The following is a 21898-nucleotide window of genomic DNA, read 5'->3' as shown; positions in this document are numbered from 1 at the left end:
CACCCGGAATTACGCCGAATCGGCGCGGATCAACGGGTGGTGAGCCGTCGTCAGGCGTTCGGTCCAGTCGGGATTGCAGCCGCGAACGATTGCACCACATTCAGCCAGCTGCCATTACCGATCAGCTCTCCGAGGCGAGCCATCGAGGTCACCGGCCGCTTTTGCCCTGCCACCAGCTGGAAGATTGCCCCATCCGCTGTCCTGATGAACGATGGCGCCGGGGCACCCTGCTTCATCTGGCCGCAGGTGAACTGGTCGACGGCCACGTAATCGAATGGATACAAGGACTCGCGCGATGCATCCACGGGATGCACCTGGCCGCCCGCAGACACATACTTCTGGGGTCCGCATGACAGGGCAAACTTCATGAGTTTCGCGTGCAGCGGATAGGCCTGCAGGATGTCTTCGCTGGCGTACACCAGCCCCCCGAATCCCGCTTCTGACGGGAAAACAAAGTCCGAGAAGGCAATTCTGCTGGTCACCCCGTCGATGAAGTACACCGTTGCGTTCTGCGGCGATCGTACGAGAGTTCCTGCCGTCAGGGCGACCGGACCAGTGGTCAGCATTGAGATCACGCTGCTGGGGACGACCGAAATAACAGGACTACCGTCTGTGGTAAGGGCGAGCAGTGCTCCCCAACCACTGATCGGGCGGATGTCGTTGGCCATGACAATGTACACGCTTGCTGATTCAGGCGACTTGATGAAGGAGCCGGCTTGGATCAGGCCCTTGGCAGGGTACGAATCGGTGAATCCCGGGGCAACCGCAATCGGGGCGTGAGCGTCCGAGAGGCCCCCCGCCGTGAGTTCGTAGCGACCGTCGGACGCGAGCACGTTCACGGGGCCACCGCCATTCGCTGTGACCAATCCTGAGAACTGTTTCGGGGCGGCCGGGATCAGCGCCATGCTTGCAGCGGACAGGGCCCCGGTCGTTCGAGCCACCGCTCCTATTGAGCCTTCGGAGCCACGAGCGATTCCGTGGCGCAGCCCTCCAGCCAGAAGCACGTAATCCCGCGTTGACCGCGTGAGCGCGAAGGCACTGTCGCGGATCACGGGAGCGGCGAGGGGAAGAGTGGCAACGGCTCCTTCCGTCAGGACGTTGTATCCGGAGGGGAGGCCGGCAAGAGCCTGGGACTGGTCGTCGAGAATCTCACGCTTCGTGCCAGCAGTGACGAAATAGCGGTTTCCCGCGGTTGTGCCGAGCACCGGGCCCAATGCGGGACCGGTGGAAAACGACGCGATCTGCGCGTCGGTCAACTGAACGTAGCCATCAGCCGCGCACGATCCCCCGTAGTCAACCGCCTGGCCGCAGGACACGACGGGAAGCTTGATCCCAGCATCGTAGAAGTAAATGGCACCGTTGTTGGCGCGAATGGTCCGTCCGACCAAGTGGGACGTTGTGAAGCGGTCCAGGTAGCTTTGGGAGACAAATCCGACTTGACCCAAAGGAGAGAGAGCCCCGACGATGTCCATGCTGGGGACGGGGTACTTGTAGTCGCCCGAAACCAGGAAGACACTCGCGTTGCTTGGCGTGCGGAGCAGGCTGGAGGACACGTTCGGGGACCCGAACCAATCGGTGAACATCCGCCAGAAGTTTCGGTTCCCATACGCGCCACAGGCGTCTCCGGTGCCGTACAGGTTGGCGAGTGCACTCGCGTTGGGCTGGTAGGGCGTGTAGTTGTAAAGGCCGGCAGTTGCCTGGTTCTGGATGAGCACGGCGCTCGACCCACACGCGGCATTCGGATTGAAGCGGATGTTGTTCACGCGTCCGGCAATGTGATTCCAACCGGTCGGGTTGGCCGCGTAACGCTTGAATTGCAGCGCCGCCATGTAAACCTGGTTGAAGAAGCCATAGTACGCGGTGTCGCAGTCCGCCGTGTCGGGGCAGCCATAACCGGTTGCGGAACGGTACTGCCTCTCTGTGGGCCAGGTGTCCGTCACGAGGCCCTGCTCCTTTTCGAGGAGTACGAGGAGCGCCTTCTGACTGATCCCGCACGCGATGCCGACCCTCGTGATGATGGTCGCTGCGCTTTCGCTCGGCGCGCCCAGATACGAATTACAGCGTCCTGCTTCGGCCGCGCGAGTCGTTGTGGCCTGACTGTAATTCTTGAGACAGGTGTAGCCCGACCTGCAGGCCGACACCTTCGAGTCCAGAAAACTTTGCACCTCAGAAGCAACCATCGCGCCACCGTCGAAGAACGTGGCGTCACTGATGATGTTGCCTGGATCGAACTGACGGGCATCCGCCGCCTGGGCAGCGGGCGCCGGGCCTGAAACAACCGTGACTCCCGCCCCGAGAAGGGCAAACGCGACCGCCACGGCCAGGATGCGCTTGAGTTTCACGGAATCTCCAAATTCACAGGGGATGACGTCACCGATCCAGATGACACCGACGAGTATGCGAGGGTCACAGTCCACGACCCTCGGCTGAAGTCAGACGTTGGAACGCTGACAGATCCGCACGATGTGCTCATCCTGTCAGCCTGCCCAGTGGTCTTGGAGACAAATTCTGATCCATTACCCGCGAATTGAAATTCACAGGCTCCACCGTCTTCGACGAATCCGGCGACAAATCCGGAGACCGTGACGTGTAGGCCGTCGACATCCACTGCCGCGACGACGATCGACGCGTCTGCCGTCGGTGTCGGCTCTGGCGTGGGCTTTGCTTCCGGCGAAGGTTCAGACGGTGCAATAGAACCTGTCGTTTGGGGCGCCGGCGGGTCGGCTGTGCAGGCGGAAAACAGCACAGCGGTCATCACCGCGACAACCGTCGCAGCGCTCCAAGCCGCTCGTCCCCTCACGCCCACCCCCAACATGCTGTCGCCGCTGACACGGCTCTGAATAGACTATCGCCCTGATGCGTTGGATGGTCAGAAGCCAGCACACAGATATTTCACCTAGAATCAACGCTGTTCCCTATATGGACGAATGAGACCGGCCCGAATCCTGGTGGATCTTCGGAGGCCCCGAACAAAGTGGGCGGTCGACCTGACCAGAAATGAGCATGATGGAGGCTGACGCCCGCACGCGCGCAGCGACAATCGCAGCAGAGCCACTCGAGCTGATAGGACAGAGCTCGGGCTTTATCAAGGGAAGTTCGAAGTCCCTGGCGGAAATCTGGGGCCAGCGGGAACTTCTCGGGCTGCTCGTGCGGCGTGAGGTCAAGGCCCGCTACAAGAACAGCTCCCTCGGGATCGTCTGGAGCCTTTTCCGGCCGCTGGTCCAGCTGCTCATCTACTACTTCGCCATTGGCCAGATTTTGGGTGCAGCCCGCGCTGTCCCTGATTTTGCGATTTTTGTCTTCATCGGGCTGACAGTGTGGAGTTTGTTCAGCGAGATTGTCTCGAGCAGCACAACCTCCATGCTCGCCAATGCCGGTCTTGTGAAGAAGGTGTACCTTCCTCGGGAGATCTTCCCTCTCAGCTCCGTCGGCGGGGCGCTATTCAACTTCCTCGTGCAGGTCGTCGTCTTACTTGTCGCTATCGCCGTCGTGTCGCACTTTCCCGCTGATGCGCGCCTGTTGCTCGCTCCCGTCGCCGTCGTGACACTTGTCGCTTTCGCGACGGCGATCGGGCTCGTGCTTTCCGCCGTCAACGTCTATCTGCGCGACACTGAGCACCTCGTCGAGATCGCGCTCGTTGTGCTCTTCTGGACGTCGCCCGTGGTGTACTCGTTCACCTTTGTGCACAACGCCCTGCACGGGAACTGGCTGGAACAGCTCTACCTGGCGAACCCCGTGACGATAGTCATCATCGCCATGCAGAAGGCACTCTGGGAGGCGGGCAGCTCCGCCACAGGGGCCCTGCAGCAGGCCTGGCCGCCGAACCTCGAACTGAGATTGCTTCTTACGCTGGCGGCGAGCCTGGTGCTGCTATGGCTAGCTCAACGGCTTTTCTCACGACTACAGGGCAATTTCGCCCAGGAGCTCTAAATGACTTCTCCCACCCTGGTCCGACTGGACGACGTCTCCAAACGCTTCATCCTCCACAAGGACAAGTCGCTCAAAGAACGCATCGTGAATTTCAGCACTTCGCGTAAGCACCGTGACGATTTCTGGGCTCTGCGGGATGTGAACTTCGATATCCATCTGGGGACCACCGTGGGGCTGGTCGGGCACAACGGTTCAGGCAAGAGCACGCTGCTCAAGGTGATCGGCGGAATCCTTCAACCGACCACGGGTACGGTTGCTCGCAGAGGACGGTTGGCGGCCCTCCTCGAGCTGGGAGCGGGATTCCACCAGGATCTCACCGGCAGGGAGAACGTCTACCTCAACGCCGCCATCCTGGGCCTGTCGCGGACTGAGACCGAGAAAGTCTTCGACGAAATCATTGATTTCTCGGGAATCGAATCGTTCATCGACACGCAGGTCAAGTTTTACAGTTCCGGTATGTACGTGCGCCTTGCCTTCGCCGTCGCAGTGCACGTCAACCCGGATCTCCTCCTCGTCGACGAAGTGCTCGCGGTGGGCGACGAGCCGTTCCAGCGCAAATGCATGCAGAAGATCGCCCAGTTCCAGAGCGAAGGGCGCACGATTGTCCTCGTGAGCCATTCGGCAGACCAAGTCGGCACGCTCTGCGACCGCGTCATGGTGCTGCACGGCGGACTCGTGCTTCACGACGGCGACCCTGCTGAGGGCATCCGGATCCTGCGCGACGGATATGAGACCGACAGAAAGGCCGACCCGCACCTGGCGTCGACGACTCCGCCGTACATGTTCGAGTCGGTAACTGCCACAACGCACGTGACGGAGCGTGGGGTGGACATCGAAGTGGATGTTCGGGTTGAGATTCATGACCCGCAACCGGATTGGGGCATCGGATTGTCCATCGACACCCCGTTGGGGGCCACCCTCTACGCGGTAACCACCTTCGACATGGATGTGTCGCTCCCCAACGTGCGCGGCGTCCACGATGTGACCTTCACATTTCCGAACGTGAGCGCCGGCGCCGGCAAATACATCTTCAACTTCGGACTCGGCAACCGATCGGGAACCAACTGGGACCAAGCGCCGGCGTCCGCCAGCTTCGATATGCCCCCTACCGCCATCGGGCACGGCATACTGCGCCTCGAGCCGACAGTGGTCGCGCACTAGTCCAGCCTCGCCCGTCCTCTTCACAACGGCCGCAGCCGGGTCTCTCGAGCATCAGGCGGTCTTTCGGCTGTGCTCCAGGGAATCGGCGCGAAGAGCTTCGTCGTCGGCGAGGTCAACCAGTGTGGACGACCGGTAGCTTCTCCACTTGGTGACTTGATAGAGGGGATTCACGATCAACCAGTAGAGTTTCCGTTTCCGGCTGAAGTCGCTGTCGCGCAGGATTCTCAGCGTGTCGCCTGCAATACCACGGATAGTCAGGCGCAGCTGATCCCGGCCCGACATCTCGGGAATCAAAAATCCGATTTGGCGAAGACCGACGGTTTCATCGAAGATACGACGGCGGTACTCGGCCCTGGTCAGATCATTTGAGTGTTCGACAGCCGCCCGACCTGCGTACGCCTTGTGATAGCCGGCCTCGATCAGGTCCTTGCCGAACAGCTGGTCCTCGGCATACCGCACGTCGCGATACGGAATCGTGTTGAGGAGGAACTCACGGCGAGCCGCTGAGTTGACGTCAGAGTAGAACCCGATGGCGTTGAGGACGCCTTCGCTTTGCACAAACGAGTCCTTGTAGAAGATCGACGTTCCAAAATCGGGTCCGAAGCCAGCGAAAACACCTTGGATCTCATACTTCAGCAGTGGGAAGCAACGGCTTCTGGGCACCTGCTTTCCCATGACGGCAACGATCCGGTCATCCAGTTCGAACGGTTTCAAGAGCTCGTACAGCCAACGGTTGGAAACCGGTACGGCATCGTGAGTCAAGTATGCGATGAACTCGCCGTGCGCCAATTCAGCGGCGAGGTTTCGCGTCTTGCCATGGCCGAAGTCGGCGTTCGCGATCTTGTGCAGGCGAACCGTCGGAAAACGAGCAACAGCGGCGAGTGTGCCGTCGGTCGACCCCGAATCGATGACGAGTACTTCAACGCTCCCCTGCAGCTCCTGCGTTGTCACCTGTTCGAGGATTCGCTCGATGTAGTCCGCTCCGTTGTAGGTCAGGATGGCTACAGTGGCGCGTGGGGTTTCAGGCATCAATTTGTTCCTGGATCTCGTTGTAGACGAAACGGACACCGTCGTCCAGTGCTGTCAGGCGTGCCTCACCGAACTCGTCGCGGTACCGCGAAGTGTCAAGGACGACACGGTCCACGAAGGTGAGAGGCCGCGGGTGGTCCTCGATCGGGAAGTCAACCCCGGTTACGCGGCGCAGCGAATCGATCACTTCATTGACGGAGTAGCCCTTGCCGCTGCCGAGGTTGTAAAGGTCGTATCGGGTCGGCGTGCCGACGAATGGGATGATCATGCGCACGAGGTCTTCGACGTAGACATAGTCGCGGACCATGGATCCATCGCCCAGCCGAACCACGGGGCTTCCGAGCGCAATCTGTCGGAGCGCGATAGGGATGAGCCCCTGCTTCCGGTTCGGCTTTTGTCTGGTCCCGTACGGATTCGACACGCGAAACGATGTCGAATTAAGGCCGTGCTTGGTTCGGAAGTAGTCGAGGTAATGCTCGATCGTAAGCTTGCCGATTCCGTACGGTGAAATCGGGAGGGCGCGATCGGTCTCCGAATAATCCGACTTGCCCTGGGGGCCGTAAATCGCCCCTCCGGTCGAGGAGAAATAGAAGCGCTGAATTCCCGCTTCGACCGACGTCTCCAGAAGCTCGACCGTCTGAGCGAGGTTGGTGCGGATATCCAGTGTCGGGTCGCTCTCCGCCGTGGCGGGGGTGGTCGTCGACAGGAAATGGAATACGTACTCCTGTCCGGCGACGGCCTCTTCGAGGTCAGACCGGCTGAGAAATTCCCCAACCATGATTCTGGGTGAGGTCGCGGTGAAGGTCGGCACTGTTGAGCTGAACCGGTCGAAGGCGGTTACCTCATGACCGGCGGAAGCGAGGGCATCGACGAGGTGTGAACCGATGAAACCATTCGCGCCGATCACGACCGCCTTAGCCACGCATGACCCTTTCAAACGAGTCAAGGAACTGGCGTCCAGAGTCCTGCCAGTTGACCGCGAGCACCGATTCTGACATGGCGGTGGAACGCTCAACGGCTTCGGGGTGATCGATCACGTCGGCAAGTTTCCGAGCAATCGCGATGGGAGACGGCGGGACGTAGGCGATGTACGGGTTGTCGGACACCATACGGTTGTTGGGCCCGTCGTTCACTACGGGCGTCACACCGCTGGACAGCAACTCAAGCGGGAGAAGTGACATGTTGGACAATGAGAGGACCAAGCCTGCTGCGCAGCGGTTGTAAACCGAATTGAGTTCTGAAATGTCGAGGCTCGACAGATTCGTGTAAGTGAACGGAATGTCCCAGTTGGAGACGTCCCAGCCGGCCAGGTTGATGCGAACATCAGGTTTGAGCCTCGCGAATTCCGCCAGCGCCATAAGCCCGAACTCAAAGGCCCGGCGCGGCGTAACCGGTCGGGCGTAGAAGAACACTTCGTTGCGCGGGCCGAAGTTCGTCACGCTGTAATGGGTCTTGTCAACGGCGAAGTCGAAGTGGTCCGTGGTCATTCCGTATTCGGATGCGAGCTTGTGCGCGAGCCAGCTACCAGCCGTGATTCCATGGAAGCCGAATTTGTAAGTATTCTCGGCCAGCAGCGACTGAGTCCCCAGCGGGTAGAAGCTGGCCTCATAGTCCTGCACGAAATAGAAGCGTCGTGCCGCCGATTTGTCGAGATACACCGGGTAAGCGGTCTCCCAACCGGTGGCGAAGATCGCTTCGGCTCCCGCGTGTACGCCTCGGCTCGGGTCGTACATCGAAATGTCCGCCGCGACCTCGGGATACGCCGAAGCGGTACGCAACATCGCGCGGATGTCGGTGATGCTCACCGGGTGTTCATCCGTCGTATACAGGTAAATCGTGCAGCGGTGACCAGCCTTCTCCGCGAAATCGATGAACCTGAACAGGTTCTGGTGTCCGCCACTCTCAAGGCCAGGGGGCGACATGATCCAGGCTATGTCGACCGGGCCCTCCTGGACCGAAATCGGCGCAGTGCGCCACTCCGACGGCTGCGTCCAGTCCAGGCGCGCGGCTTCATCAGCCCTGACCAACATGATGGGCTTGTACACCGTCAGCTTCTGGCTCGCCTTGGCGAGGCTCCGCGCGGCGAACGCACGTGGCCCCTCAGCCCGCAAGACGCGGACCGGTCTCATCGCGGCACGCGAACCTTTGGCGACCAGGCTCCCCACGCCTTCTTCCCTCAGGATTCGGGCGCTCCGGCTCACAATGCTCACAAGGTGCCTCTCGCTTGTGCCGACAGAGTGTTTTCAGTGAGAGTTCGCATAACCATGCAAGTGTACCAATCGGCACCGCTCCGCCCCGCGGCTCAGCATCCGAGGACAGGTCGCCGAGGCTCTCACGGTCCAAAGGTATGCTTGAGGGTGATGTCAAATCCTCTCCTCGAGTCCACCGTCGTCGTGACCGTGACCTACAACTCGAGCACCCATCTCATGGGATTTCTCGATTCGGTGCGCACGAGTGAAGACGTCGCCATGCCGGTGATCGTCGCCGACAATTGCTCGGCGGATCTGGACGCTGTCAGAGGGATCACCCGCACATACGAGAGCCGTTTGGTGGAAATGGCTTCCAACCTCGGCTACGGCGGTGCGATCAATGCCGCGATCTCCATGCTACCGGCGCAGGTTCAATATGTCCTGATCTCCAACCCGGATGTGCAACTGCACCCCGGAGCGACGAGTGCGATGCTCGACGTGATCGCCAACGACACCCAGGTGGGTTCCGTGGGACCTCGCGTCCTCAACGTCGACGGCAGCACCTATCCGTCCGGACGACAACTTCCCTCCCTGCGTACCGGCGTCGGCCATGCGCTGTTTGCCCGAATCTGGCCGGACAATCCCTGGACGCGGGCGTATCGGGCCGGAAGCGACGGTGGGGACGCCCGGCGGTCCGTTGGCTGGCTTTCGGGATCCTGCCTCCTGGTGCGGCGCACGGCATTCGAGGAGGTGCAGGGGTTCGACGAAGGATTTTTCATGTACTTCGAAGATGTGGATCTCGGGTACCGGCTGGGGAAGGCGGGGTGGAAGAACGTGTATACGCCGAGTGCGACGGTGGTCCACACGGGGGCTCACTCCACCAGCACAGAATCGGAGAAGATGCTTCGCGCCCACCACGACAGCGCTTACCGTTATCTGGAGAAGAAGTACTCCGGTCCTTTTCTTGCGCCCGTCCGTTGGGTTCTCAAGGCCGGCCTGAGCTTGCGGCTCCGGCTCCTGGCGCGAGGCCAGCGCACGCCCTGATCTCAGTTTTCGCGTGAATCCAAACCGCCATCGGAGACCAGCCCGACGAGGTACCGCCCGTATCCGCTCTTCTTGAGCGGTTCGGCCAGAATCCGAAGCTGTCCGTCACCGATCCACCCAGCTCGCCAGGCGATCTCCTCAATGCAGCCGACCTTGAAGCCCTGGCGATCCTCAATAACGCGGACATACTCTGAGGCCTGCATCATCGATTCGAAGGTTCCCGTGTCGAGCCACGCCGTTCCGCGGTCGAGCACCTGCACGTGCAACGTGCCCTGCTCGAGGTATCGCTCGTTGACAGTGCTTATCTCCAATTCCCCGCGCGCACTCGGCTTGATAGTCTTGGCGATCGCCACCACCGAATTGTCGTAGAAGTAGAGTCCGGGAACGGCGTAGTTGCTCTTCGGCTTGACCGGCTTCTCCTCAATGGAAAGTGCGGTCATGGACTCGTCGAACTCGACAACACCATAGGACGTGGGGTTGCTGACGTGGTACGCGAAGATACGCGCCCCTTTGAGATCGGCGTTGCCGCGCAATGAGGCGCCCAGTCCGGCACCGTGGAAGATATTGTCACCGAGTACGAGCGCAACGCTCTGGTCGCCGATGAATTCCTCGCCGATGATGAACGCCTGGGCGAGGCCATCCGGCGACGGCTGCACGGCGTACTCGATGCTGATGCCGAGCGCCGACCCGTCACCGAGGAGGGCGCGGAACTGCTCGTTGTACTCGGGGGTCGTGATGATGAGGATCTCGTTGATGTCGGCCATCATCAGCGTCGACAACGGGTAGTAGATCATCGGCTTGTCGTAGATGGGCATCAGCTGCTTGGAAATGCCCTTGGTGATCGGCCACAACCGGGTACCCGAACCGCCGGCCAGGATGATTCCGCGCATGGTCAGTTGCCTCCGTTGTTGAGCGACTGGTAAAAGGCCCGGGTTGCGGCCCAGGCGGGAAGCGATCCGGCTGCTGCGGCGGCCGAGAGTCCCGGCGCGTCGGTGTCTTTCGGAGAGAGCAGGGGCTCGCCAGCTTCTGGCGGGAATACCAGCGCCACATCGGGGTCGAGCGGGTTGATGCCGTGCTCACGGGACGGGTTGAACACGTCCGTCACGAGGTAGCTCACGGTGGCGTTGTCGGTCAGTGCCACGAAGCAGTGGCCGAGGCCTTCCGCAATGTAGATTGCGCGCCGGTCAGTGTCGTCGAGCAGCACCGTGTCCCATTGTCCGAAGGTCGGTGAGCCGACGCGAATGTCGATCACGTAGTCGAGAACAGCACCATGAGCGGCCGTAACATACTTGGCCTGGCCCACCGGAATGTCGGCGAAATGGATACCGCGCACCACACCCCGTTTCGATACCGACGTATTCGCCTGACGAAGGTTCAAAGAGTGCCCGATAGTCTCCTCAAGCTTGTCGAAGCGGTACCACTCGAGGAATACGCCTCTGTCGTCGCCGAACTGCTTGGGGGTGATCTCATAAGAGTCGGGGATTTTCAGTTCACGGATGAGCACTGGTCAAGTCTACCAATTAGGTCTTTTGCAACTGAGCCGGGTGCCGGTCAACCTCGACGTCCATGAATGACATCGCTGGCCTTGCGCAACGGTCCAGTGACTTTCCAGCTGGTGCTCTGCCGGAGCTCGTTGATTTCGGCCCCGAGTCCGACCAGTGACTGATCACGAGCCGCAACCTCGTGTTGAGCCTTCTCGAGTTCGCCACGCAACGACGCAGCCTCGCTCAGGGCCGCCTCGAGCGCATGTTGGCGGGTGACAGCAGCCCCCAACGCCTCGTAGGCGGCTCGGATGTCGTCGCGGTGATCGGCCGAGGCGTCGACAAGGGACTGCAAGCGCTCGGGAACGTCGGTGCCGACCGCGAGAACCCCGAGCCCGTGATTGTGTGTGAAGTCAAAGGATGGGAACTGACGGGATACCTCGGCCCAGAACTGCCAGACGCCGAAGCCTTCCTGGTGTTCCGCGATGTCGTGGAAGATCACGACTCCACGGTCGGTGAGCTTTGGCAGCCACGCCTCGAAGTCGTGACGAACGTCGTCGTACCCATGGCGTCCGTCAATGTGCAGGAGATCGACGGAGGCATCGGGGATCGAGCCGAGGCTGTCGTCGAAATAGCCGCGCAACAGCCTTGAAAACGAGGAGTACTCGGCGGAGTTGATTGCAGTGACGCTCTCGAATACGTCCTCACCGTAAAAACCCGCCTGGTCGTCACCCTCCCAGCTGTCGAGGGCAAAGGCCTTCGTGCGGAGGCCCAACCGGCGTATCGCCTCGCAGAACACAAAATATGAGAATCCGTTGTGCGTACCGAGTTCGACAATCGATGCCGGTCGGATCGCGTCAACCAGCCAATACGCAAACGGCGCGTGCTCAAGCCAGGCCGAGTCGACCACGTGGCGCGGCATCCAGTACGACACGTCGCTGATCCACGGTTCACTGTTCACGGTGCTGGCCCCGCTCGTCGGTTCAAGTACTGTCGGAAATTCGGTCATTGGTGGCTCCCCGTGCGTCATTGCGTGGAAAGTCGGTGCTTCCCTGGTGAAGTCCAGCTTTCCAGCTCCCGACGGGATCAACAACTAATCGCGAACGGAGTTCCCAGAATGCCGTCCGATAGAATCGCTGAGGCCCACAAGCGAACGGAACGGTTACCTCACCTATGAAGATCCTCGTCACCGGCGGCGCCGGCTTTATCGGCTCGAACTTCGTTCGCCGCACACTGGAAGACGCCTACCCCGGGCTGGAAGGCGCAGATGTCGTCGTGCTCGACGCGCTCACCTACTCCGGTAACCTGGCCAACCTCGCATCCGTCGCCGACTCCCCCCGGTACAGCTTCATCAAGGGCGACATCCGCGACGGCGCCCTGCTCGACCAGCTGTTCACCGACATCGACGCGGTTGTGCACTTCGCCGCCGAATCCCACGTGGACCGCTCGGTGCGCGACGCCTCCATCTTCGTCGAGACCAACGTGCTGGGCACCCAGCAGCTGCTCGACGCGGCCCTGCGCAACAACCTCAAGCGCTTCGTGCATGTCTCGACCGATGAGGTTTACGGTTCCATTGCCGAAGGTTCATGGGATGAGGAACGGCCGCTTGAACCGAACTCGCCGTACTCCGCGTCGAAGGCCGGCAGCGACCTGCTCGCCCGCAGCTACCACCGCACCCACGGCTTGAACGTGTCGATCACGCGCTGCTCGAACAACTACGGGCCCTACCACTTCCCCGAGAAGGTCATCCCGCTGTTCGTCACGAACCTGATCGATGACAAGCACGTTCCGCTCTATGGTGAGGGCAACAACATCCGTGATTGGTTGCACGTCGACGACCACACCCGCGGCATCGCCATGGTGCTGGTGAACGGCCGCGCCGGCGAAATCTACAACGTCGGTGGCGGCACCGAACTCACCAACAAGGAGCTCACCCAGCTGCTCCTCGACGCCACCGGCAAGGACTGGTCGTATGTCGACCGCGTGACCGACCGCCTCGGCCACGACCTGCGCTACTCGGTGGACATCTCCAAGATCCAGGCTGAGCTGGGCTACCTGCCACAGGTCCCGTTCGAACAAGGTCTGGCCGACGTGGTGCAGTGGTACCGCGACAACCGCGAGTGGTGGGAGCCGCTGAAGGCCCGCGCGGCGCTGAACTGACGCGACTGATCGAGCTGGATCTCGACACGCTCGATCACCGCCCGACACGCTCGATCACGGCACTCGACAAAGCTCGACCACCGATCTCGACAGGCTCCATCGCCGCGGTGTCGACGGGGCTCACCAATGTGGGCGGCCCCAGTGTTGCCAGAGTTTAGGAGAGACATGAAATACCTCATCACCGGGGCCACCGGCATGCTGGGACGCGACATGCAGGCCGCCCTCGACGGGCGTTCGTTCACCGCGTTGGGTCGCGCCGACCTCGACGTCACCGACCTCGCAGCGGTAACGGATGCCGTCGCCGGCCACGACGTGATCATCAATGCGGCCGCCTACACGAAGGTCGACGATGCGGAGTCGAACGAGGACGCGGCGTACGCCGTGAACGCCGTCGGTGCACGAAACTTGGCCCGTGCCGCATCCGCCGGTTCGGCGAAACTTGTGCAGGTCTCCACTGACTATGTGTTCAACGGCAACGCCACGACGCCGTACCAGGAAGACACGCCCGTCGACCCGATCTCGGCGTACGGCCGCACCAAGGCCGCCGGCGAGCAGTTCGCACTCGAGGAGAACCCGGCAGGCTCTTACATCGTGCGCACAGCGTGGCTCTACGGCGCGCACGGACCGAACTTTGCGAAGACCATGCTGCGGCTGGCGGGCTCGCACGAAACGGTCAACGTCGTTGACGACCAGCTCGGCCAGCCCACCTGGACGGCGGATCTCGCGCGGCACATCGTGCTGCTGCTCGATTCGGACGCCCCGGCGGGCGTCTACCACGGCACCAACTCCGGCATCGCCAGCTGGTACGACTTCGCGCGCGCGGTGTTCGCAGCGGGCGGCCTTGACCCGGAGCGGGTGCTGCCGACCGACAGCAGCCAGTTCGTGCGCCCCGCGCCACGGCCCGCATATTCGGTGCTCGGTCATGACGCCTGGCAGCGCGCCGGGATCGAACCGATGCGAGACTGGAAACTGGCGCTGGACGAGGCAGCGGCCGCTGGAGTCCTTGGAGGGTCATGATCACGCTGCGGGTTGTCGTCGACCAGATGGTCGCGCCAGTGCCCGGGAGCCTGGGCCGCTACACCGAGGAGCTCACCAAAGCCCTCATCGCGACAGCACCCAAGGACTGCGTCGTCGAGGGGATTGTCTCCTCATCGCCGCATGAGCAATACGAGTACCTGGAGACTGCGCTGCCGGGCCTCGCCTCGCTGTACAAGACCACCCTGTCGCGCCGGGAACTGGCCAGGGCGTGGCAACTGGGCGTGACGACCTCGCCCGGGCCGGGCATGATCCACTCCCCCGGGCTGCTGGCGCCGCTGCGGAAGCACGACATCCTCAATGACGGCACCCAGGTGGCCGTCACCGTGCACGACGTGTTGGCGTGGACACACCCGGAATCCCTCACGCCGACCACCGTTGCCTGGACCAAGAGCATGATGAAGCGCGCCCGGAAGCACGCCGACGCGGTCGTCGTGCCCAGCCATGCAGTGGCCGACCAGTTGGCACTCATCGTTGACTTCGGCGACCGGGTGCGGGTGATCGGCATGGCTGTTCCGAGCGCGATGCGTCTGCCGTCGGGCTCGCTCGACCCGCGCTCAACCGACGGCGCAGCGCTCATCTCAGCCCAGGCCGCGGCGCTGGACTTGCCCGCGGAGTACATCCTCACCGCGGGGACGCTCGAGCCTCGGAAGGCGATCACGTCGCTGATCACCGCGCTCGGCATGCCCGGCGCACCCGACGTTCCGCTGATCGTGCTGGGTCCGGATTCATGGGGCGAAATCGAACTCGCATCCGTTGCCGATGAGGCCGGGCTCCCGCCCGGGCGGGTACGCGCGCTGCCCGGGCTGAGCGACGCCGAACTGGCCGTGGTGATGGCGCGGGCGTCGGTGTTCGTCTACCCGAGCCTCGACGAGGGGTTCGGGCTGCCGATCATCCAGGCATTCCATTTCGGCACCCCGGTGATCCATTCCGATGCGCCGGCGCTCGTGGAGACGGGCGGCGAGGCCGGCCTTGTCGTCGAACGCGATGACGCTCCCGGGTACCCGGGAAGATTGCTGGAGGCACTGAACCGGGTGCTGGAGGACACCACCCTGGCCGACCGCCTCAGAATTGTCGGCAGCGACCGCGCCAAGGCCTTCAACTGGCGGGACTCTGCCGAGCGAGTATGGCAGCTGCACGCTGACCTCTGAGGCCCCCGGGATGCAGACATGAACGCATGGCGTCGCATCACGGCTCGGACCGGTGTTTCGGGTGCGTAGGATTTTCGGTGCCGCCCGCTTACTCGCCGCCCTCACCGGAGTGGTGGCGCTGGTCGGTGACTTCAACTACACCCTCGGCACCAGCCCGTTCGCCATCGGGAACTTCTTCAGCTACTTCACCGTGCAGAGCATGATCCTCGGCATCGCGGTGTTCATTCTCGCCGCCGTCAATGCTCTCCGCCAGCCGGTCGACCCGCTCTGGCTGGACATGGTGCGCCTGATCGCCACCACGTTCATGGTGGTGTCGGGAATTGTGTTCGGATTCATCCTGGTCGAGGGGACACTCCGGGGGATTCCGGTGTGGTCGCCGTGGTCGAGCCAGATTCTGCACTTCTGGCTTCCCGGCTTCGCCCTGCTGGACTGGCTGTTCGCGCCCGGTCGCGACGCACCGTGGAAGACGATCCCGTGGGTACTGGTGTTCCCGTCGGTATGGGTGGTGTTCACGATGATCCGCGGCACGTTCGTGTACTGGTACCCGTACTTCTTCCTCGACCCGGCAATCGTCGAGATCCCGTTCGAATTCGGGCTCTACCTGTGCGCCATCATCGCGATCTTCACCGGGATCACGGCGCTGCTGCTGGCAATCAGCCGCCTGCCGAGACTGGAGCATCTCCGGGAACGGTGGGGGCGCCGGCGGCTGCGCTGACCCCATGGTCGAGACAGTGGTCGAGCCCGTCGAGACCGGGGCTCGACTACCGGGCTCGACCACCGAAGGCTAGGGCGTGGGCGTCGGCGTCGGCGTCGGCGTGCCAGTCGCCGCCGGGTCGAAGAAGGCCTCCAGGTTCGCGAGGGCACCGTTCAGAGCGTCGTCGTCGCTGCCCTTGGCCTGGGCCTTCGCCGCGTCTCCCCCGACCAGCGCAACCAGCACCGGTTCGCCGGTGAGCGGCATCAGGTTGTACCAGAGCGGATACGCCGGGTCCCCGCCGACAATCGTCCACACCGTCGCGTCCGTCGACCAGAAGGGCTGATCGAAACGCAGCACCAGCTTCTCCTGCAGGCCCATGCCGAGGGAGCCGATCGCGCCGCGGTGAGCGAACGGGAGCGGTGGGTCGAAATCGATCGAGTTCGACTGGAGCACCCCGAGCGGCACCGTGATGATCACCCGGTCGGCGGAGAGCGACTCGCCACGCGAGAGCCGCAGGCTGACACCTTGTTCGGAGTAGGTCACCGCGCTGACAGTGCTGTTCGGGAGGATGTCCAATCCCTCCAATTGCGCAGAGACGACGGCGTCGAACGCGCCGGTGACGAATCGGTCGTCCTCGTGGCTCAGTGTGGGATCGCCGGCGTACCAGGAGGACAACTGGCTGGCGTTGGCGCCGGTCGGCGCCACGACATCCGTTGTCACGTAGGTAGCGAGGCGGTCGGCATCCGAGACGCCGGCATCATCCGGATCCGTAGTCACCTTGTCGGAGCCTGAGCCGGTGAGGGCGTCCGCGATCGACACATCGGCCGGCTGGGCGACTGCCCACTCGATCGCGGCAGTCACCGCATCGGGGCCGGTCGTCTTCGGTTCAACGGATGCGCCACTGCCGGTGCGCTGCTCTGGGTTGACGGTGAAGGATGCCACGTCAACGCCCAGCTGCACGAGGTCGTCGACCAGGGTGTTCTTCGACGATTCACGCACCCATTCCGCTCCGAGGTCGATCGGAAACGGCCAGTCGTTGCTTTCGACCGAGTGGATGCGGCCCCCGGAGCGTTCCCTGCCCTCGATGACCACCACGTTGAAGCCGGCATCGGCAAGCACACGGGCGGCCGTCGCGCCGGCCATGCCCGCGCCGACCACGGCGATCCGCTCTCCTGCACCGGCCGCGCTGATGGCCTGCCCGGCGGCACGGCGGCCTGACGCGCGGGCGCCCTGCACCGTGCCGGGATTGGTGGCATCGGTATGCTCGCCGGCGAGGAAGACGCGGTCCTCGACCGGCTCGGTCAGCGCGGTGCGCTGCTCAGGGCTGGAGCCGACAGTCTGGTAGCTGGCAGCGCCACGGGAGAAGGGGTCGGTGGACCATGAGGTCCGCTGGAAGGCGCTCGGCTTCGGCACGTTGCCGGTCGGCGGGTTCGGGGTGGCCGTGGCGGTGGGGCTGGGGGTGGGCTTTTCAGGCGTGCAGGCGGCGACGGCCAGGACCGTGAGCCCCGACATCGTTCCGAGCAGAAAGGTTCGCCGCTTCATAGTCATCCCTCGGTCACTGTAGCCGGGGGCGGGGGCGGATGCCAACGGCGGCTCGCCGTGGCCGCGCCCCAACGGGTGCCAGCGCCCAAGCTGCCGTTCGTCACACTATGGAAGCCGTCTTCTCGCTGTCCGACGCGCTCGACTTGTGCATGACACGAGTGACCCACCCGCCGATGTCGCGCGACCAACCGTGGCTGCGTGACTCGACCAGCCAATAGAAGCAGATGGCAACGATGACCGCCAGGACCAGACCGATAACCATAGCGACGGCCTGCGGCATGCCCCGGAGCAGATGGCTCGTGAAAATCAGAACCGGGACATGAATGAGGTAAAGGCTGAACGAGATCGAGCCGAGGTACTTCAGTGGCCTGCCGCGCAAGAGCCGTCCGAGTGCCGGCCAGCCCAGTGCCGACACCACGAGCCCGCCGGCGGCAAGGGGCGTGAGTGCGTGGAGCGCACCGGTGACGTAGGCAAACTCCGGCGAAAGCGGACCCGTGAGCCAAGCGCCTACCAGCAGTAGGGCAGAAATTGCGAGGATCGCGGTCCACGTGAGGTTGCGCAACCGGGTGCGGTTGACGCGGCGCGCCAGCGACTCGATCCGGGAGAGATTCGTGGCGATTACCGCACCCACCAGGAAGACCGGCAGGTAAGTAAGCCCTCCTGATCCGGCCTGGGTGCCGAGCCACATGACAATGCAGCAGAGGCCAACGACCGCAGGCCACCAGTTGCGCGCCCACACCGCCACCACGATGAACATGGGCAACGCTAGGGAGAACAGCAACTCCCATTGCAGCGACCAAAGGGGGTTGTTGATGAGGAAGTCCCCTCCGAGCAGATCCACTCCACGCACGACCCGGTCCCACGTCAATGCGGGGATGCTGTAGGTGTTCAGCCAGGTTGCCCCTGACTGGAAGGCGTTTTGGGGCACCAACGAAATGAGCAGTGCCGCCAGGAGGACTGATGCCACAACGGGAATGAACAACCTCACCACTCGGCGCGGATAGTACGACATCCAGTTGAAGGTTCCAGCGCGCAGCACGGGCAGCGTCAAGACCAGCCCGCTCAACACGAAGAATACGACGACGGCTTCTCCGCCGGCACTGACGAGTTTCAGAGGACTGTAGCTGAGCCACCACAGGAGCGAATCCCGACCTGGAAGGGTCCCTCCCAAATACACGGCGGAAATCCCTGGGGTCAGAAGGAGCGTGTGGTGAAGCAGGACGACTGCGGCGGCAAGTCCACGAAGACCATCCAGTGCACCGAGGCGCGATGGCGGTAAGACGAGGCTCGGCTGGCCGATACTGGTCACGAGGCCTCCTAGTCGGCTGACGGGCTGGGCGGTGGCGCCAAGGCGGCACTGATCAGCGCACGGATCTGATCGTAGTCCGGATCCTCAGGGTCGATGTTGTTCTCAGGCGTCAACTGCACAGGGACGATCGGTAGTTTCTTGGTCTTTGAAGCCAAGTCGACGAAGTAGCCGAGCATTCCTTGCGGGATGTCGGTCTTGACGACTTGGGCACCGGCGGCAGCAACGGCCTGAAACTTGGTGAGCACATTCGCTGGATTCGCCTGCGCGAGGATCGCTTCCTCCAACTGGTGCTGGCGGTTCATCCGGTCGTAGTCGCTCGTGCCGTGCCGCGATCGCGCGTACCAGAGGGCGTGATAGCCGTCCATGTGCTGCTTGCCGGGCTCGAACCAGAACGCCACCGTAGTGAAGGTCTCGTCGGTGTGTACCGGGACGCGTTCCGTGACGTTGACATCGACGCCACCGAGCGAGTCCACGAGATCGGCGAAGCCCTGCATGTCGATGAGGACGTAATACTGGATCGTCAGGCCGGTGATGCCTTCGGCGGCGTCGCGCATGCCCTCGATCCCCGGCTCACTGCCTTCGGCCACCGCGTTGGGGTACATCTCCGGGCTTTTCAATTCCACCTCGGTGAACACCGAGTTGAGCATGCAGGCGTCCACCTCGCATCCGTCGATCGCGCCATAGCCTTCCGGGTATACGGCGGCGAGGGGCGAATCAGCGGGGAATGGGAAGTCGACGAGGTTGCGCGGGAGGCCGATCATCGCGGCTTTGCCCGTCTCCGCGTCGATGCTGACCACGGAGATGCTGTCGGGGCGAAGGCCGTCACGGTCGGGCCCGGCGTCGCCGCCGAGGAGGAGGACGTTGTATCGTCCGTCGACCGGCGGTTCGGTGGGGCCGGCGACGAAGACCGAGGACAGGAACCCGCTGGCCGTGGTGGCGACGTAAGCGCCGTAGGCGGCGGTTCCGCAGACCGCGACCATGACGATGGTGGTGAAGACGGCGATCAGCGGCCTGGCCTTCGGCGCCGCGCGCACCAGCCGCACCAGCCGCAGGGTGTCGAGCGTGAGGATCAGCCAGACCACGGCGTAGAACGCGAGCACCAGTGCGGCGACCCACAGGCCGATCGTGTTGGTGAAGATCGTGAACACCATGGTGGGCCAGAGCAGGTATGACACCCCGACGAGGAGGGCGAGCGCCAGCAGCATGAGGGTCGCGCCCAGCCCGAACCGACCCAGCCGGCGACTGCCGGCGAGCACCTGCGCGGAGCCCGGGATGAGGACGTTGAGTACGACAAGCCACCAGCCCCGCCGGGTCATGACCTGGGGCGAGGTGAGATTGGGATGCCGGATCGGGCTGCTCACGCTGCTCATAGCTTCGTTTGCAAGTCGCTGTTCTTCTGCTCCACCAGCGCCGCGAGGGAATCGGCGTAGTCCGCGAGTTGGGCCTGCAGGCCGGTGTCGGAGGTGGCGAGTATCTTCACTGCCATGAGCCCCGCGTTGCGCGCACCGCCGATGGAGACCGTGGCGACCGGGACACCGGCCGGCATCTGCACGATCGACAGCAACGAGTCGAGGCCGTCGAGGCGGCCGAGCGGCACGGGCACGCCGACAACGGGCAGGGTCGTGACCGCCGCGAGCATGCCGGGGAGGTGGGCCGCGCCGCCGGCGCCCGCGATGATCACCTTGAGTCCACGCCCGACGGCGCTCGTTCCGTAGTCGATCATTTTCTGCGGGGTGCGGTGGGCGGAGACGACCTGCACTTCGAACGGGACGCCGAAGTCGCGGAGCAGCTGCGCCGCGTCGCTCATCACGGACCAGTCGGAGTCAGACCCCATCACGACGCCCACCACGGGTGCTGCGGCGCTGGGCGTTCCGGGGTCTACCGACACGCTGTCGGACTGCGGAGAGTTCTCTGGCACGCAGTCGATCTTATGGGTCAGTCCTGAAAGAAGGCCGCAGTGGCACGCGCTTCGTAGGCGACATCGTCCAGATCATCGCCGCCCGCGGTGACGTGTCCCACCTTGCGGCCCGGCCGTGGCGACTTGCCGTAGTTGTGCACCTTCACCGTCGGGTGCGCCGACAGCGCCGCCGGGTACCGGTCGAACAGCGTTCCGGTCGCCGGGCCGCCGAGGATGTTCACCATGACGGTCCACGGGTCGCGGGCCCCGGTTGCCCCGAGCGGAAGGTCGAGCACCGCGCGCAGGTGCTGCTCGAACTGGCTGGTCGTGGAGCCATCCATCGACCAGTGGCCGCTGTTGTGCGGCCGCATCGCCAGCTCGTTGACCAGCAGGCGCTCATCCGTTGTTTCGAAGAGTTCGACGGCCATGACGCCGGTGACGCCGATGCCCTCGGCGACCGCGATGGCGATGTCGCCGGCGATGTCGGCGAGCTTGCCCGCGGAAGCCGGGGCGGGGGCGATGACCTCGGCGCAGACGCCGTTCCGCTGCACCGTCTCGACGACCGGCCAGGCGAGGATCTCGCCCGAGGGGCGGCGTGCGACCAGTTGCGCCAGTTCGCGCCGGAAGTCCACCAGCTCCTCCACCAGGAGCGCCCCGCCGTTGGCGTCTTCCGCGAGCGCGGCGAACCAGTCGTCGGCGTCATGCGCGTGCGACACGACGCGCACGCCTTTGCCGTCGTAGCCGCCGCGAGCCGTCTTCACCACGGCGCGGCCGTCGTGAGCGGCGAGGAACTCGCCCAGTTGTTCCGGGTTCTCGACCCGGGCCCAGTCCGGCACCGGCAGCCCGAGATCGCTGAGCTTCTGGCGCATCAGCAGCTTGTCCTGCGCGTACAACAGTGCGTCAGGGCCGGGGTGCACGGGCACGCCGCGTTCCACCAGTTCGCGGAGGATCTCCTGCGGAACGTGCTCGTGGTCGAAGGTGATCACGTCGACGGTCTCGGCGAACGCGAGCACGACATCGCGGTCACGGTAATCGCCGACGCCGAGTGCCGCCAGGTCGGCGGACATCCCCTCGTCCTCCGCCAGTACCCGAATCTCGATGCCGAGGTTCACCGCCGCGGGGATCATCATCCGGGCCAGCTGGCCTCCGCCGATGACACCAACAATCGTCGCCATGTGTTCACCAATTTCTGTGCGAGCTTTCATATCGCCATAACGCAAATCTCAGGATGCGCCGCCGGCAGCGCCGTAGACTGCCGATCGCTTTGTTCTATCTT

General features: G+C 63.4%; 19 protein-coding genes. 7 read left to right on the top strand and 12 right to left on the bottom strand.

Features of this window, described 5'->3' with window-relative positions:
* Positions 1–50: 50 nt before the first annotated feature.
* Positions 51–2342, bottom strand: coding sequence for a hypothetical protein (locus tag AB4Y94_RS12405; protein ID WP_441728133.1), 2292 nt, complete (start codon positions 2340–2342; stop codon positions 51–53).
* Positions 2343–3003: 661 nt separating this feature from the next.
* Between AB4Y94_RS12405 and AB4Y94_RS12400 the strand changes: the two genes are divergently transcribed.
* On the top strand, positions 3004–3930 hold the full coding sequence (locus tag AB4Y94_RS12400; protein ID WP_441728132.1) for an ABC transporter permease: 927 nt from the start codon (positions 3004–3006) through the stop codon (positions 3928–3930).
* Entirely contained in the window at positions 3931–5091 is a 1161-nt protein-coding gene (locus tag AB4Y94_RS12395) for an ABC transporter ATP-binding protein (RefSeq protein ID WP_441728131.1), read from the top strand.
* Positions 5092–5142: 51 nt separating this feature from the next.
* Here AB4Y94_RS12395 and AB4Y94_RS12390 read toward each other — a convergent pair whose 3' ends face one another.
* The 3 genes from AB4Y94_RS12390 to AB4Y94_RS12380 are packed head-to-tail and all read right to left on the bottom strand — an operon-like array spanning position 5143 to position 8285.
* On the bottom strand, positions 5143–6120 hold the full coding sequence (locus AB4Y94_RS12390; RefSeq protein WP_441728130.1) for a glycosyltransferase family 2 protein: 978 nt from the start codon (positions 6118–6120) through the stop codon (positions 5143–5145).
* The gene (locus AB4Y94_RS12385; protein WP_441728129.1) at positions 6113–7027 is read right to left on the bottom strand and encodes an NAD-dependent epimerase/dehydratase family protein; all 915 of its coding nucleotides are present in this window, start codon (positions 7025–7027) and stop codon (positions 6113–6115) included. The genes AB4Y94_RS12390 and AB4Y94_RS12385 overlap by 8 nt, the downstream gene beginning before the upstream one ends.
* Positions 7028–7034: 7 nt before the next feature.
* Positions 7035–8285 (bottom strand): rhamnosyltransferase WsaF family glycosyltransferase, encoded by a 1251-nt coding sequence (locus AB4Y94_RS12380; protein WP_441728128.1) that lies wholly within the window; start codon positions 8283–8285, stop codon positions 7035–7037.
* Positions 8286–8513: 228 nt separating this feature from the next.
* On the opposite strand from AB4Y94_RS12380, the gene AB4Y94_RS12375 reads away from it, so the two are divergent.
* Positions 8514–9353 carry a glycosyltransferase family 2 protein gene (locus AB4Y94_RS12375; RefSeq protein WP_441728127.1) on the top strand — a complete coding sequence of 280 codons (840 nt, stop codon included), beginning with the start codon at positions 8514–8516 and terminating at the stop codon, positions 9351–9353.
* 2 nt (positions 9354–9355) lie between these two features.
* On the opposite strand, the gene rfbA is transcribed toward AB4Y94_RS12375, so the two are convergent.
* Genes rfbA through AB4Y94_RS12360 form a run of 3 tightly spaced genes read right to left on the bottom strand, consistent with a single transcriptional unit; the run spans position 9356 to position 11843 of the window.
* Positions 9356–10243: a glucose-1-phosphate thymidylyltransferase RfbA gene (rfbA, locus tag AB4Y94_RS12370; protein WP_441728126.1), complete on the bottom strand. Its 888-nt coding sequence runs from the start codon at positions 10241–10243 to the stop codon at positions 9356–9358.
* Between the two features lie 2 nt (positions 10244–10245).
* Positions 10246–10857: a dTDP-4-dehydrorhamnose 3,5-epimerase family protein gene (locus AB4Y94_RS12365; RefSeq protein ID WP_441728125.1), complete on the bottom strand. Its 612-nt coding sequence runs from the start codon at positions 10855–10857 to the stop codon at positions 10246–10248.
* Positions 10858–10904: 47 nt separating this feature from the next.
* Positions 10905–11843: a class I SAM-dependent methyltransferase gene (locus AB4Y94_RS12360; RefSeq protein ID WP_441728124.1), complete on the bottom strand. Its 939-nt coding sequence runs from the start codon at positions 11841–11843 to the stop codon at positions 10905–10907.
* A gap of 164 nt (positions 11844–12007) precedes the next feature.
* Between AB4Y94_RS12360 and rfbB the strand changes: the two genes are divergently transcribed.
* The 4 genes from rfbB (at position 12008) to AB4Y94_RS12340 (ending at position 15895) form a co-directional block, all read left to right on the top strand.
* The gene (gene rfbB, locus AB4Y94_RS12355; RefSeq protein WP_441728123.1) at positions 12008–12994 is read left to right on the top strand and encodes a dTDP-glucose 4,6-dehydratase; all 987 of its coding nucleotides are present in this window, start codon (positions 12008–12010) and stop codon (positions 12992–12994) included.
* 165 nt (positions 12995–13159) lie between these two features.
* On the top strand, positions 13160–14011 hold the full coding sequence (rfbD, locus tag AB4Y94_RS12350) for a dTDP-4-dehydrorhamnose reductase (RefSeq protein WP_441728122.1): 852 nt from the start codon (positions 13160–13162) through the stop codon (positions 14009–14011).
* Positions 14008–15180, top strand: a complete 1173-nt coding sequence (locus tag AB4Y94_RS12345) for a glycosyltransferase family 4 protein (RefSeq protein ID WP_441728121.1) — start codon at positions 14008–14010, stop codon at positions 15178–15180. Before rfbD ends, AB4Y94_RS12345 begins: the two co-directional genes overlap by 4 nt.
* Before the next feature lie 61 nt (positions 15181–15241).
* Positions 15242–15895 carry a Pr6Pr family membrane protein gene (locus AB4Y94_RS12340; RefSeq protein WP_441728120.1) on the top strand — a complete coding sequence of 218 codons (654 nt, stop codon included), beginning with the start codon at positions 15242–15244 and terminating at the stop codon, positions 15893–15895.
* Between the two features lie 69 nt (positions 15896–15964).
* Here the strand turns inward: AB4Y94_RS12340 and AB4Y94_RS12335 are convergent, their stop codons facing one another.
* From AB4Y94_RS12335 to AB4Y94_RS12315, 5 genes are all read right to left on the bottom strand, one after another.
* Positions 15965–17416, bottom strand: coding sequence for an FAD-dependent oxidoreductase (locus tag AB4Y94_RS12335; protein WP_441728119.1), 1452 nt, complete (start codon positions 17414–17416; stop codon positions 15965–15967).
* A gap of 100 nt (positions 17417–17516) precedes the next feature.
* Entirely contained in the window at positions 17517–18725 is a 1209-nt protein-coding gene (locus tag AB4Y94_RS12330) for an acyltransferase family protein (protein WP_441728118.1), read from the bottom strand.
* 8 nt (positions 18726–18733) lie between these two features.
* Positions 18734–20095, bottom strand: a complete 1362-nt coding sequence (locus AB4Y94_RS12325; RefSeq protein ID WP_441728117.1) for an LCP family protein — start codon at positions 20093–20095, stop codon at positions 18734–18736.
* Positions 20092–20559, bottom strand: coding sequence for a 5-(carboxyamino)imidazole ribonucleotide mutase (purE, locus tag AB4Y94_RS12320; RefSeq protein ID WP_441728175.1), 468 nt, complete (start codon positions 20557–20559; stop codon positions 20092–20094). The genes AB4Y94_RS12325 and purE overlap by 4 nt, the downstream gene beginning before the upstream one ends.
* Positions 20560–20660: 101 nt before the next feature.
* Positions 20661–21827 (bottom strand): 5-(carboxyamino)imidazole ribonucleotide synthase, encoded by a 1167-nt coding sequence (locus AB4Y94_RS12315; protein WP_441728116.1) that lies wholly within the window; start codon positions 21825–21827, stop codon positions 20661–20663.
* Positions 21828–21898 lie beyond the last annotated feature (71 nt).

Source organism: Glaciibacter sp. 2TAF33 (genome assembly GCF_052114945.1).
Lineage (GTDB): Bacteria > Actinomycetota > Actinomycetes > Actinomycetales > Microbacteriaceae > Cryobacterium.
This window is presented reverse-complemented; position numbering and strand designations above follow the sequence as displayed.